The following is a 14,273-nucleotide window of genomic DNA, read 5'->3' on the forward strand; positions in this document are numbered from 1 at the left end:
ATGCAGAAGCGTTTGAGCGAGCATGCGATCTCCTACCTGAAGCCGATAAGTCTCGGTCCTCTTCCGGGCAATCCGTTGGTCTCTGTAATCATGGCTAACTACAACTACGAGCGCTACCTGCGGCAGTCAATAGAAAGCGTCCTGAGTCAGACTTACGGCCACTTCGAGCTGATCGTCTGTGACGATGGATCCACCGACAATTCCGATGCGGTCATCTCACGCTTTGCTCGGAGCGACTCCCGCGTGAAGCATATACGAAAGCAGAACGGTGGGATGGCCTCGGCTTGGAATGCGGCGCACTCCGAGAGCAGCGGGCACATCTACTGCACGTTGGACGCCGACGACACCTTCGTGCCAGACAAGCTGGAAACGATTGTGCGACACTTTGCCCACGCTCCTGGAAGCGGATTCGCGGTCCATCCAATGACCCTGATTGATGCCACCGGCCAAGAGATTGACGTGTGGCCGCACGACCGCAAGTTCGAGGAAGGATGGATTGCCGAGAACGTCATAAGAAGGGGTGGCCGATGGCGCGCGATGATCACAAGTGCGATGTGTTTCCGGGCAGAATTAACGAGATACGTGTTCCCCGTACCTGAGGAAATCTTTCGACCCAACGCTGATGCTCTGGTGTTTACGTTGGCTCCACTCCTCACCCAGGTCAGCGCCGTCGACAAGGCCCTTTCCTGCTACCGGATCCACGGTGCGAACAACTTTGGAACGCTCGTGCCTGATCCGGATACGGATCGGAAGCTGATGGACTTGATAAGTCGGACTGTTGTCGGAGTGAACCAGCGGCTATCTGAGTTGCGACTCGACCAACAGCAGCTGGACCTAGAACGCAACCTGCGGTACCTCCAAGCGAGATTCCGGATCTCCCTTTTTGAGGGCAAATCACGCGGAGACCTCTGTAGGATGTACGCCTCCCTTGCCCGAGCGATGCTTGGTGACGATCTCTATTCGTCGCTTTTTAAGGCGACCGGCTTGCTTGTTTACGGTATAGCGATTCCGCTGCCCATCAGACTGAGGCCGCTCTGGTGGGCCAAAGTCAAGAGAGGGCAGTACCTCGCTCATCGGATCAGGGACAAGTTGAGGGACATCCTTCCTCTGTGCGGAGCTGTGAACACGCGGATCCCGGCCAGCAGCAGGCCGGTGACGTAGGTGTGCCGGCTCCTCGCCGAGTTTGCAGCGGACCAACCGCCCAGGTCGAGTCGCCGATCCCGCCGCTGCACAGAACCACCGCCGTGACCCGCCGTCACCTTCCCGTAGCGGCGCAGCCTGCGGATGCCTGATGAAGACAGATCGACGAGATAAATCTGGCGGGACACCGGAGGCTTTGATCCCGAGATGGAAAGGAGTACGATTGATATCGTGAGTCAGTGATTAGAACGCCGCCTGGATCTCGAAGGTCAATCCGATGGGCCGACTCTCTCGTCGCCAGGTGCTCGCCGCTGGCGGCCTCGGAATATTCGTACTCGCGACCGAGGGGCTGAGTGCGGCGCGAGTTCGTGCCGTCCCGCGCTTCGATTCAGATCCCTTCACTCTTGGCGTTGCCTCCGGCGAACCAACCGTTGATGGCATCGTGCTTTGGACGAGGCTGGCGCCGGCGCCCCTCGCCCCAGATGGACTTGGTGGAATGCCCCCGGTGACGGTGCCAATGGAGTGGGAGCTTGCAACAGATGACCGTGTGCGGAACGTCGTGCGCAGAGGCTGCGCGTATGCTGTACCGGAACTAGCGCATTCTGTGCACGTCGAGGTCCAGGGTCTTGATTCCGGGCGCGAGTACTTCTACCGATTCCGTGCTGGCGACGCACAAAGCCCCGTCGGTCGGACGGTGACTATGCCTGTCGCTCCGGCACGCATTCGGTTTGCACTCGCTTCCTGCCAAGTGTGGGTTGGTGGTCGATATGCGAGTTACCGAACCATGGCCATGGAGGACCTCGATCTGGTAGTCCATGTCGGCGACTACATCTATGAGGAGGACGCGACAGAGAGCCTCGCCGACTATCGAGTACTGCATGCTAAGTATAAGACGTCCCCCGATCTGCAACTCGCACATCGCCAGTTCCCTTTCGTCTCGACCTTTGATGATCACGAGGTTCAGAACGACTGGGCGGCTGCATACCCGTCATCCGGTTACGACAACAACGATCAGCGGCGTTTTGCACAAATACGTCGTGCCGCCTTTCAGGCGTACTACGAACACCTCCCTCTCCGCCTGTCGGCTCGCCCGGATGGCCAGGGGATGCGGGCATATCGTCGATTGCGTTTCGGTGAGTTGCTCGAACTCAGCGTCCTCGACACGCGCCAGTACCGCTCGGATCCGCGACTCCCTGACTCTGCAGCTAGTATGCTCGGTCCGGTGCAGGAGCACTGGCTGCTCGACGGGCTCGCGCGGAGTCCCACTACATGGAACGCCATCGCTCAACAGACAATGATGGCGAGGTTCGATTATGATATCGAATCGGGAGAAAGATTGAATAAAGATCAATGGGACGGTTTTCAAATCGCGCGCGACAGGCTGCTGAGAGGTATCGCAGACCGGCATGTCGTCAACCCAGTCGTTCTTTCCGGCGATTGGCATTCGAGTTGGGTCAACGAGCTGAAGATCGATTGGATGAATCCAGACTCGCCCACCGTCGCCACTGAGTTCGTGGGACCCTCGATTTCGTCAGGTTGCCCGTGGGCGGCGGATGTCACTCTTGCACTTCCATCGAATCCGCACGTGCGATTCTTCGACGGGGAGCACCGTGGATGGGTTAGATGCACCGTGACACCGAGCGCGTGGCGCTCAGACTACCGCAGCGTCGCCTCGGCTGATGACACCGCTCAACCCGCCGAAACGCTGACCAGCTGGACGGTCGAGAACCGCGGCCCAGGTGTCGAGCCCTCCTGACGGCAGTTGCCCGAGGGCTTCCGTGCGCCCACCAGAATGGAAGTAGGCGGTGTTGATCTGGTCGCATGCTCGTCGCCGCTCGCCGGTGGAAGCCCGCTCCGGGTAGCCGCCAGTAGGCCCGACAACAGGCTTGCAGCTCGATCCGGGAGGGAGTCGAAAGCGTCGTACTACCGATCGAGCCGAGCGGACAGCACAACCGCCGTCAGGGAAGGACCACTGCTTCGTCGGTGCGCTTGTTCTGACAAGGAGCGCCGCAATCCGGCCATCCGCAGAACGTAGAGAGGCGACGGTACTCCGTGTTCTGACAACGTGGCACAGATCGGGCCGAACCCCCGAAACCGCCGGATATGTACTCGCAGATTGCCGGAGTCGGCGGTCTAGTACCAAGGCCGTGTAGTTGAGGGGTGTGTGGGGTTGTCAACCCCTGGAAACAAGCAACGGAGTTCCTGCTAGAACGGTGTCGACCAAGATCACCAGAAGCAAGAACTCCGTTGGACACCAAGTCTGTCATCACTCGCACCACGACCGTGGCCGGGGGCCGGTTCGCTCCCGGCCATCTCGGCGAGCTCACCCAGCAGGTTCCGTTCGAGATGGTCGATGAGGCCCTGAGCGCCACCCGTACCACGCAGTCGCGGCTGCGGGACCTGCCATCCCGGGTCGTGGTCTATCTACTACTGGCCGCCTGCCTGTTCCCCGAGGTCGGGTATCTGGGCGTGTGGCGCAAGCTGGTCGCCGGGCTGGAGGGCATCACCACCGCCACGCCGAGCGGCGCCGGGTTGGCCCAGGCCCGCCGCCGCATCGGCGCGGCACCGCTGCGGTGGCTGTTCGACCTGCTGCGCGGCCCCGCGGCCAGCACCCCGACGGCCAGTTCCCGCCAGCCCGGAACGTGGTGGCGCGGCCTGCTGGTCTGCGCGATCGACGGCACCACCCTGACCGTGCCCGACAGCCCCGCGATGTTGACCCGCTTCACCAAGCAGCGCGGCAACCACGGAGGCGGCGGCTATCCGCAGATCCGCCTGGTCGCACTGGTGGCCTGCGGCACCCGCACCCTCATCGACGCCGTGTTCGGCCCCACCACCGCGGGGGAGACCACCTACACGCCCCGCCTGCTGGCCAGCCTGCGCGCCGGGATGATCCTTCTGGCCGACCGCAACTTCGCCGCGGCCGGGCTACTGGCCCAGATCGCAGCGACCGGAGCCCAGGTGCTGGTGCGGCTGAAGAACAGCCGCACCATGCCGGTCCTGGCCCGCTACCCCGACGGCTCCTACCTGTCCACCCTCGCTGCCCTACCCGTGCGCGTGATCGAGGCCGAGATCACCATCACCACCACAGCGGGCCGGCACACCGGTGTCTACCGGCTCGCCACCACCCTGCTCGATCACCGCCGCTACCCCGCCAGCGACCTGATCACCCTGTATCACCAGCGGTGGGAGATCGAAACCGCCTACCTGGAACTCAAATCCAGCATCCTCGGCGGACGCGTGCTGCGCGCCCGCACCCCGACCGGCGTCGAGCAAGAGGTCTACGCCCTGCTGGTGGTCTACCAACTACTGCGCACCGCCATCGCCGACGCCACCAGCACCCGACCCGACACCGACCCCGACCGCGCCAGCTTCACCATCGCCTGGCACACCGCCCGGACCAACTCATCCAGGCCGCCGATGTCATCGCCGGCACAGTCATCGACCTGATCGGCACAATCGGCCGCCACGTCCTGGCCAACCTCATGCCCACCCGCCGACTACGGGTGTGTCCCCGCATCGTCAAACGGGCCATCTCCAAATACCAAGCCCGAGGCCCAGCGATCGACCGGACCAGCTACGAAGCCACCACGGCCATCAACATCCTGGCAGCGACAGACCCTTGACGATCACAACAACCGACTAACTACACGGCCTTGGGACTAGCCCCGCCTGGACCGGACGGATCCATATACGCCGCCGCCCGGTCCGCCCGCCATCCCGGCTCGCGCTGCGTGATCCGGCAGGCAACACTGCCACGTAGCGGCCCTCGACGACGTCCAGCAGTGAGCGGCGGCGCCCGGCCGACGGGTCAGGCCACGATCCCGGTCACGAACTCGGTCGTGCCGGTGGTCGTGTCCGCGCTGAACGCGATCTCGTCCACCCTCGTTGCTGCGATCCAGTCGAGCTGGCCGGGATCCTCTGTCAGCGCGTCCGTGGGTCGCGCACCGCGAACATCAACGAAGCCATGATTTGCGCGCCAGTCGGCCGGAAACGGCGGGCCCCCGCGGCCGCGAACTCCTTCCCGCGGCCGACCCGCAACGCGGCCGCGGCCCGGGTGCGCTCGGTCAACGACGCCTGTGCTGCGATCGGCCACGACGTCTCCGGCCAGGTCACGACGTGGCACTGCTGCTGGCGTCGGTGCCAGACCCGCTTGATCCGTTGGCCTTTACGCCACCGATCATTTGCCGGGCGCGCTTGATGACTTCGCTGCCTTCGTCCGCCGGGCCGCAGCATCTGGTGTCCTGCCCAGCGCATCCAACTGGCAGTCCCAACCGATCGAGGTGGCGGAACGATGGTCAACAGCGCCAGCTCGGCAGCGGCCATGCGCGGACAGGGACGTTGCCCGGCACGAGTTGCTAAATCGCATCACCACTGCCTCTGGCGGTAAGGTCAATCGCCCGCTGATCACGCATACAGTCCGATCTTGGCCTCTTGATGTCAAGCTCTGTAACGGCCAAGCGGCGGGGGACGAGTACAGCACCATTCTCGTCTCGTGGCCGAGCGGGCGCATCCGCGGAAAGTGGAAGAAGGGCGACAATGGAGTACTCCAACCAGCAGCACTGGGACCGCGTAGGCAGCACGTATAGCGACAACTGGTCTCATCCCGCGCGAAGCGGCGTAAGCAGGCTAGAACTTGCATTCATTGACCGTCATATTCCTAGCCGTCGCGGCCTGACCGTTCTTGACGTGGGCATCGGCAACGGCCGCATCAGCGAGCACCTCCTCTGCTGTGAAAACGTCAGTCAGTTAGTCGGTCTCGACATCTCACCGAAAATGATCGAGATTTGCCGAAAGAAGTTCGGAGGCCACCCCAAGGTGGCGGCTCTGCACGTGTGTGACCTCTCTATCGAAGACCCTCCGGTGGAAGCTGCTTACGACGTGGTGACTGCCATTCGAATGTTGAAGTACAGTCGCAACTGGTCCGAAATTCTGATCAAATTGGCCGCTCGTCTTCGTCCGGGCGGAGTGATTATTCTTAGCATGTGCAACGATCGATCCATCAGCCACCTCTCGCGTGGCTACTCGATCACCTACTTCGGCACAACACGATCCGAGCTAGTGCAGTTGGTCACGAGTCTTGAGTGCGACCTCTTGGAGGTGTCAGGCTCCAACAAGAGTCCTGATATTGTGTATAGGGCAGCGTCGCGACCGGTCCTCGCTCGGTCACTCCTTGTCGCAGAGCGGGCCCTCGACGCTGTCCTCGGCCGAGCCACGCTCGCTCGTGAGCTGTTCGTGGCTGCCCGCCGGCAGTGACCGTTATGGATGAAGTGCTTCAGTGCGAGCCTGGCAGAGTTGTCACTCTAGAGGCCGACAATGCTACAGTCAGGAAGACCTTCACCGGCCCGGACCTGATTGCCGAGCGGTACGCTGCCGAGCGCGAATTTGACCATCTGTCTCGGTACCGCACGGCCCTGTCAACATATGCACTGGCTACTTGCCCAAAGGCCATAGAAGTAAACCTGATAGGCCCTCCCTTCGTCCGCATGGAACGGGCAGTAGGCGCGCCGCTTACGAGCCATCTCGCGGGAGTACTTCTTACTGAGCGACAGTTCGACCAACTTGCTGCGGTAATCGTCGACGCCTTGCGTATATATGTCCTGACGTTCTCCGAGCCGTACTACGACCTCCATCTCCGCAACATGGCTGTTGAGGTGCCGTCAGGGCTAGTTACATTCTTCGACTTTGGCGTTCCTGATATCTTTGATCCTGTTGTTGTGAAAAGCTTGAACGATCTGCCGCCACTTGACGTCAGCCTGGGAAACCTCCTCGGTTCGACCGCGTTTGAGGCCGCCCGCCCTAAGACGCTGCATTGCAGGCTCCGACATCAGCAGTCTGTTCGGCTCGTGGAAAAGGTGCTTCGGCTTTCTAGACGGATAGACATCGACAACCAGCCTGCGGTCGATTTGGAGGTCATCCACTGGACTGCCGTAGCCGCGCTCCGCGCCTCGACGACAAGGCGGGGAGGGCTGCTCCGCACCGTTTGGTACGGTTCCGCAGCACGATTCATCGCCCAGCCTGAGCGCCTCCTCGGCAAATTGATCACGAGGGCACGGTGAAGGTAAAGAATGGAGTCGCCCCGTACTCCTGCTCTGACCCGTCTCCATTCGCATCGCCGACTTCGCCGTCCGGCACGGCTCCCAGCGGTCGCCGAGGATGACGACTGCGTTGTTCGGGTAGGTTGCGGCGGATTCCACATGTCGGCGCCGGCTGGCGGCGCTCGGTGAGCGCGAGCTACCCGCGATCGCAGGCGCGGGAGAGCGTGAGCTGGTTGTTCGCGATCATCATCGCGGTCAGCCGCTTTGTGATCAGCCCCGGGCGGTTGAACCCGCGGCGCCGAGGCACCGGTAGAACGGCAGGCCGACCAATCTGGCCCGCTCCGTCACCGGGAAGAAGATCAGCAGTTGCTCAGTTAGAGATCATCAGTGAGACCACTTGCCTGTCCACCTCGGCGGCCACGGATACGGCATGGGCCGGCACCACCTGGGAGGACATCTCGTCTGCGCGCGCAGCAGTCGGGGTGCCGGTCGAGTTCGAGCACGATGGGATCGACCTCGCGGCGGAGCTGCAAGCGGCTGTCGCCGCAGCACCGCTTGGTTCGAGAACGCAGACAGGTAGACTCGGGTTGACGCCGTCGACCTCGCCATCGCTGGGGTCGAGGCGCGACCCTCGTCGCGTTGCAAGCCGGCTATGATGTTGAATCCGCCGGCATGGCCAGCCATCGTGTCGTTTCGAGCGAGCGCAGATGCACCAATCGACGCACATCAGACGGACTGTGCTGGTGGTCGTGGCAGCCCTCGCAGTGCTGATCGCGGCGATCGTCGAGGATCTCATCGAGGACCGGAGTGGGGCTCCGGCCTTCACCCTCAACGACGCCGACCCCCAGTTCCCGACCTTGCCGGTAGGCGCGGAACTCCCCTCCGACAAGGAGTGCGCTGAGCGCGTGAGTGCAGCCGGGCTCGAACGCGAGGTGCGGCCGGAGAACACAGCCCCCAACAACTCGACCCCCGGCGGGCTCACGCTGCCAGCGTGGCCGAGCTTTTGGGCACAGCAGGTGAACGAGGAGTACGTACCGCGGATAAATGGTCAGTTCACCGGTAGCACGAATGAGATCATCGCGTGGGGCTCCTGCAAGTGGGGCATCGACGCCAACGTCGTGCGGGCGATGGCGGTGTCCGAGACATTCTGGCGGCAATCGTTCGTCGGGGACCTGGTGGATGACCCTGCGCTGTGTCTCGGCGATTACGAGGTGCCATGCCCTACGAGTTTCGGCCTCCTCCAGCTGAAGTACACGACCCGTCCGGGATCGTGGCCGGGTTCGCGCGACCATACGGCCTTCAACGTCGACTACTCGCTGGCGGTCCTGCGCGGCTGCTTCGAGGGCTACATCACCTACCTCGATTCCAGTTACGCGGCAGGTGATTTATGGGGATGCGCTGGCTGGCATTACTCAGGTGAATGGTACAACGATGCGGCTAGGCAATACATTGACTTAACGCAGTGGCATTACCGGTATCGGGAGTGGCTGCGGTGGTGAGCGTTGATCATCACGTCCGCCCGCCCTCGCAGCGCTCGCTTCACCGTTGTGACGAGTCGTCGCCCACCCGAGTCCGGCGCGAGAGGACGTAGCCGCGCCGTAGCGGGTGAGCGATGAGTTCCATCAGCCGTGGGCACAGCAACGCGCTCGGAGGAATTGAACAGGTCGGTCCTGGTCAAACGGGCTGCCGACCCGGGGTAGCCGAAGAGGAGCGCGCGGGCTCCGTCGATTCTCATGCCACCGAGATCGTGAGGCTCGTAGCCCTCCCCCCTTTGCCCAGAGGATCGCTTGCCACCCCGTTGCGGCCGCGACCCCTCCCTACGTGCCCGCTCGGAATGGCCAAGGGTCGACAGTCCTCACTGACCGCGGCTGCGCAGGCGCCAGGTGCCGAGGAGCCCGGCGAATCGGATGCGATCAACGCCAGCTGGTAGGATCACGTCGCGAGGCCACTCCCGTCGCGGAATCGCGTTAACCCGGACTCTTCATGGCGGGCTCCGCGGTAGGTGACCCCCGAAAGAAGAAAGTGCCTCGTGACCAGGTAAGACAGGGCTTGCTGAGGGCCATGTCCGCCGCGGTTGAGGAGGCACTTTCCGAGTGCAGGCTACAACCACCCGTCCGAAGATCATCGTGATCGCCGACGGGAGCGGGGTGGTGTCGCACGCCGGGTCGCGCCTGCCGGCCGACGTCGCCGACCGGACCACCCTGACCGGCGAGTTGTCGCAGGCCCTGGACCCGTTGCGACCGGCGCGGGCGTGCCATGACCCGGGCCGCGTGTTGGTGGACCTCGCCGTCGCGGTCGCCGGCGGCGCGACGACGATCTCGGAGATCGCGGTGCCGGGCGAGCAGGCGGAGCTGTTCGGCCAGGTGGCGTCGGACTCGACGTGCTGGCGGCTGCTCGATCGCCTCGACGGCAGCGTGCTCGCGGCAGTGGCGGCGGCTCGCGCCCGAGCGCGGGAGGTCGTCTGGGACCAGCACGCCGAACACCGTGGGCGAGCGTTCCCGCCGGCCCGGGTCGCTGGACACGAGCTCAACCTGCTCGTCATCGACCTGGACGCGACGATCGTGATCTGCCACTCGGAGAAGTAACAGGCCGCGCCGACGTGGAAGCGAACCCTTCGGCTATCACCCGCTGCTCGCGTTCTGCGACAACACCTCCGAGTTCCTCGCTGGCGTGCTACGCCGCGGCAACGCGGGCGCGAACACCTCCGCCGACCACATCCAGGTCCTCGACCAAGCCCTCGCCCAGATCCCCGACCCACACCGCCACGGCCGCCCGATTCTGATCCGCGCCGACATCGCGGGCTGCACGAAAGCCTTCCTCGCCCACGCCCACGCCCACGGCCGCGACCAGCAGGCCAAGGCGGTCGCCGTGGAGTTCTCCGTCGGCTGGGCCATCACCGACCGCGAACGCGCCGCGATCGCCGCGGTCCCGAACAAGGTGTGGGCTGATGCGGTCGAGGCCGACGGCAGTCACCGTGACGGCGCCGGGCTCGCCGAGCTCACCGGGCTGCTCCCCGCCGCCTCGCTGGACGGCTACCCAAGGGGCACAAGGGTCATCGTCCGCCGCGAGCGCCCGCACCCGGGCGCACAGCTGGACCTGATGGAAACCCGCGACGGCTGGCGCTACACCTGCTTCGCCACCGACACCCCCGCCGGACAGTCGGCGTTCCTCGAAGCCCGCCACCGCGCTTACGCCCGCGTCGAGGACCGCATCCGCACCGCGAAGGACACCGGACTGAACCACTTCCCCTCCCGCACCCTCGCGATCAACTCGGCCTGGCTGACGGTGGTGATGCTCGCTGTTGATCTGATCTCCTGGACCCGGCACCTGCTCCTCGACGGCGCCCTCGCGAAGGCCGAGCCCAAGACGTTGCGCTACCGGCTGCTGCACGTCGCCGCCCGCATCACCCGAGGTCAGCGCCGCACCTTCGCCAGGATCCAGGGGATCTGGCCCTGGGCGATCGACCTCACGTCCGCGTTCGCCCGCCTCCACGCCCTGCCCGTCCCTGCCGGCTGAACTCCACTCCCGATCGACACGAACGGCACAAGGCACCCGGCAGAACGGCAGGCCGGATGCTTCCGCACGATCCCACCCGGAAAGCCGGAGATGATCACGAGGCCGAGGCTGGCACCGGGGCCTCATGAATCACCGGGGCTAACGAAGGTGCCCGAGGTGGCGACGTCAGACCCACGCCGAAACCATGACGACGCGGGGGAGGGGCGCCATGTCCGCTGCGGCTGTTGCCGAGCAGGACGGTCGCACCGGACCGCTGGAGCGTCCCGCCGGGCGCACCTGCCGATTGTGCGGCTCGAACCAGCTGCGCAGGTTCCTCGACCTCGGGGTCGTACCCCGGTGCGAGCTGTTCCTCACTCCCGAGGCGGTGGCTGCCCCCGACGTGTCTTACCCGCTCCAGGTGTGGGTGTGCGAACGCTGCCTGCTGGTGCAGCTGCCGCCGTTGTTCACGCCGGAGGAGACGTTCACCGACTACCCCTACTTCTCCTCGTACTCGACGTCACGGGTGGAGCAGGCCCGCACCTTGGTCGAGGACGCGGTCCGGCGGCTCGGGCTGGGGCTCGACTCGTTCGTGGTCGAGGTGGGCAGCAACGACGGCTACCTGCTGCAGCACCTGGTGCGCCGATGGATCCGGTGCCTGGGGATCGAGCCGTCGGTGAACGTGGGGGAGACAGCGCGGGAGAAGGGGGCGCCGACGTTCACCGAGTTCCTCACGGCGGAGACCGGTGCTCTGGTGCGGGCGATCCACGGTCCGGCCGACTTGGTGATTGCGAACTACGTGTACGGCGACGTCCCGGACGTAACCGACTTCACGCGGGGGCTGCGGTCGCTGGTGGCCGACGACGGGTGGGCGTCGATCGAGGTGCAGCACCTGTTGACCCTGGTGGAGCGCACCGAGTTCGACACGATCTACCACGAGCATTTCCAGTACTTCACGCTGCTGACCGGGCAGCGGGCGCTGGCCACGGGTGGGTTGTCGGTCGTGGACGTCGAGTTGGTCGACATCCGCGGTGGGGCGATCCGGATCTGGGCGCGGCCGACCGAGTGCGCCATGGAGCCGAGCGTGAGGGTGACCGAGGTGCTGGCCGCGGAGGAGGCCGCAGGACTACACGTGGCGCGTGGGCACGACGGCTTCGCCGAGGCGGTGTCGCGGGTTCGCGACGATCTGGTGTCGTTCTTGATCGAGGCACGGCGGGCCGGGAAGAAGGTCGTTGGGTACGGGGCGTCAGGCAACGGCAACACGCTGTTGAACTATTGCGGCGTCCGGCCGGATCTTCTGGCATACACGGTGGACCGCAACCCGTACAAGCACGGGCGATACACCCCGGGCACGCGGATCCCGGTGCACGCGCCGGAGCGGATCGCGGCTGATCGTCCGGACTACGTGCTGGTGTTGCCGTGGAACCTGCGCGCCGAGCTGCTCGACCAGCTGTCCTACGTGCGCGAGTGGGGCGGCAAGCTGGTGTTCCCGATTCCGGAACTCGAGGTGGTGTCGCCCGCGCCGGCTGATCGTCCGCTCGAACACCCGGTGTTCTGATCAGTCGGTCACGCGTAGCGGCGGAACACCGGCTTGACCGGCCGGCCGCCCAGCCAGGGGCTGGGATCGCCGTTGTCGAGCGCCTCGCGGTACACGGCGCAGGCCTGGGCGACGACGTCGATGGTGCGGTCGATGTCCTCGTCGCTGAGCGCGGCGCTGACCACGAAGGACGGACCGATCACGCCGCCGGTGATGAGCTGGCGCAGGAACAGCGTGCGGTAGTCCTGCGACGACTCGCCGTCGGCGTCGAGGGTGGCGAAGACGAGGTTGCTGGCCCGGCCGCGGACGACGACGTGGTCGGCGACGCCTGCATTCGCGGCGACCTTGCGGACCCCGGCGGCGAGTCGGTCGCCGAGGTAGTGCAGCTGATCGGCGATGCCCTCTTCGGCGTAGGTGTCCATCACGGCGATGGCGGCGGCGAGGGAGTGGGTTTCTGCGCCGTGGGTGGTGGAGAGAAGGAACACGCGTTCCTCGTCGGTGCGTAGCCCGCCGCGTCCCATGAGCTCGCGCTTGCCGGCGAGGGCGGAGACGGCGAAGCCGTTGCCCAGTGCCTTGCCGAAGGTGGACAGGTCGGGGGTGACCCCGTAGACGCCCTGTGCGCCGTGCTCGCTCCAGCGGAAGCCGGTGATCATCTCGTCGAAGACGAGGATGGCGCCGTGGCGGGTGGCGAGGTCGCGGACACCGTCGAGGTAGCCGGGCGGCGGCTCGGTCTGGGTGGCGGCTTCGAGGAAGATCGCGGCGATCTCGTGCTGTTCCAGGACCGAGGAGAGGGCGTCGAGGTCGCCGTAGGGGAAGGTGACGGTGGCCTGGTCTGGGATGCCGGCGGACATGGGGGTGCCGCCGATGAACCAGTCGTCGGTGGAGAAGAAGGGGTGGTCGCGGCACAGGGCGATGAGGGTGCGGCCGGTGGCGGCGCGGGCAAGCCGGACGGCGGCGGTGGTGGCGTCGGAGCCGTTCTTGGTGAACTTGACCATGTCGGCGGTGGGAACGTTCTGCAGGAACCGTTCGGCGGCCTCGACCTCGATGACCGCGGGACGGACGAAGTTGCTGCCCTTGTCGAGCTCGCGGCGGACGGTCTCGACGACGCGGGGGTGGGCGTGTCCGAGGGAGACGGCGCGCAGGCCGGAGCCGTACTCGATGTATTGGTTGCCGTCGGCGTCCCAGACGTGGGCGCCGCGGCCGTGGGAGATCACGGGCGCGAGGTTCTCGGGGTACTGGTCGTCGCCCTTGGCGTAGGTGTGGGCGCCGCCGGGCACCGCGGCGTGCAGGCGGGCGTTCAGCGCCGCCGACTTCGGCAGGGACGGGTCCGTCATGCGTGCACCTTCGTCGTCATGGATCACCACAGCCATGATGGACCGAGGGCTATCGCGCTCCCCATCGAGGTAACTCGCGGGGCCATCGCTCGATGACCAACGCGCTGGTGAGCACCACCGCGACCGCCACGCAGAACCCGCCGAGGGTGTCGGTGGCGTAGTGGGCCCGGCCGGCGACGAGCGCGAGTGCCATCGTGCCTCCGAAGAGCACCGCACCTGTCACGATGAGGACGGCGCTTGCACCGGTTGGGGTGCGCAGTACAACGATGAGCAGCATCGCGGCGACCACGCCGAGCGCGGTGGCCCCGCCGGTGTGGCCGCTCGGGAAGGCGAACTCCCCGTCGATCGTCCGTCCGATGATCGGTTTGAGCGTCGTGGTCGCGACGCCGGTCAGCCCCGGCCCGACGATCGCCAGCACGGCCAGCTTGCGGTGGCCGAGCGCGAGCGCGATGCCGCAGAGCACCACCGCGAGCACGACGGTCCCATCCAGGCCGCCGGAGGCGATCACGATGTCGGGCAGCGACGGTGTGGTGTCCGGGTAGCCGACGAGCCGCTGGACGCGCCGGTCGAGCCGGCCTGCGGTGGAGTCGTCCGCGTACCGCGCGGCGAACACGCCGAAGACGAGGAGCGCTAGCACCGAGACGGCCGCGGCCGGTGCGTGCAGCCCGGGCGGGAGGATCGCCCGATCCGGGCGGGGAGCGATGGCCGACACCTCATCGAAGCTACCGCGCGTCG

Annotated in this window: 9 protein-coding genes and 1 pseudogene; 8 read left to right on the forward strand and 2 right to left on the reverse strand. The window is 65.5% G+C overall.

What is annotated here, in order from left to right; all coding sequences use genetic code 11:
* The 8 genes and pseudogenes from FHX44_RS24350 to FHX44_RS24385 all read left to right on the forward strand — a co-directional run bounded on the left by FHX44_RS24350 (position 1) and on the right by FHX44_RS24385 (position 12,225).
* Complete coding sequence (locus FHX44_RS24350) at positions 1 to 1,161, forward strand: glycosyltransferase (RefSeq protein ID WP_170309019.1); 1,161 nt, start codon at positions 1 to 3, stop codon at positions 1,159 to 1,161.
* Between the two features lie 256 nt (positions 1,162 to 1,417).
* Positions 1,418 to 2,896, forward strand: a complete 1,479-nt coding sequence (locus tag FHX44_RS24355; protein ID WP_147257910.1) for an alkaline phosphatase D family protein — start codon at positions 1,418 to 1,420, stop codon at positions 2,894 to 2,896.
* A gap of 404 nt (positions 2,897 to 3,300) precedes the next feature.
* Entirely contained in the window at positions 3,301 to 4,587 is a 1,287-nt protein-coding gene (locus tag FHX44_RS24360; RefSeq protein WP_212612626.1) for an IS4 family transposase, read from the forward strand.
* 1,089 nt (positions 4,588 to 5,676) lie between these two features.
* Positions 5,677 to 6,393: a class I SAM-dependent methyltransferase gene (locus FHX44_RS24365; protein WP_170309020.1), complete on the forward strand. Its 717-nt coding sequence runs from the start codon at positions 5,677 to 5,679 to the stop codon at positions 6,391 to 6,393.
* Positions 6,390 to 7,196, forward strand: coding sequence for a hypothetical protein (locus tag FHX44_RS24370; RefSeq protein ID WP_147257912.1), 807 nt, complete (start codon positions 6,390 to 6,392; stop codon positions 7,194 to 7,196). Before FHX44_RS24365 ends, FHX44_RS24370 begins: the two co-directional genes overlap by 4 nt.
* Before the next feature lie 716 nt (positions 7,197 to 7,912).
* Positions 7,913 to 8,674 carry a hypothetical protein gene (locus FHX44_RS24375; protein ID WP_147257913.1) on the forward strand — a complete coding sequence of 254 codons (762 nt, stop codon included), beginning with the start codon at positions 7,913 to 7,915 and terminating at the stop codon, positions 8,672 to 8,674.
* A 594-nt stretch (positions 8,675 to 9,268) separates the two neighbouring features.
* Positions 9,269 to 10,691: pseudogene (locus FHX44_RS24380) on the forward strand (IS1380 family transposase).
* Positions 10,692 to 10,899: 208 nt separating this feature from the next.
* Positions 10,900 to 12,225, forward strand: coding sequence for a class I SAM-dependent methyltransferase (locus FHX44_RS24385; RefSeq protein WP_147257914.1), 1,326 nt, complete (start codon positions 10,900 to 10,902; stop codon positions 12,223 to 12,225).
* 8 nt (positions 12,226 to 12,233) lie between these two features.
* On the opposite strand, the gene FHX44_RS24390 is transcribed toward FHX44_RS24385, so the two are convergent.
* Together FHX44_RS24390 and FHX44_RS24395 are read right to left on the reverse strand one after the other, a co-directional pair.
* Complete coding sequence (locus tag FHX44_RS24390) at positions 12,234 to 13,538, reverse strand: glutamate-1-semialdehyde 2,1-aminomutase (RefSeq protein ID WP_147257915.1); 1,305 nt, start codon at positions 13,536 to 13,538, stop codon at positions 12,234 to 12,236.
* Positions 13,539 to 13,587: 49 nt separating this feature from the next.
* On the reverse strand, positions 13,588 to 14,250 hold the full coding sequence (locus FHX44_RS24395) for a phosphatase PAP2 family protein (protein WP_170309021.1): 663 nt from the start codon (positions 14,248 to 14,250) through the stop codon (positions 13,588 to 13,590).
* Positions 14,251 to 14,273: the final 23 nt, after the last annotated feature.

Origin of the sequence: Pseudonocardia hierapolitana (assembly GCF_007994075.1) — a bacterium.
GTDB lineage: Bacteria > Actinomycetota > Actinomycetes > Mycobacteriales > Pseudonocardiaceae > Pseudonocardia > Pseudonocardia hierapolitana.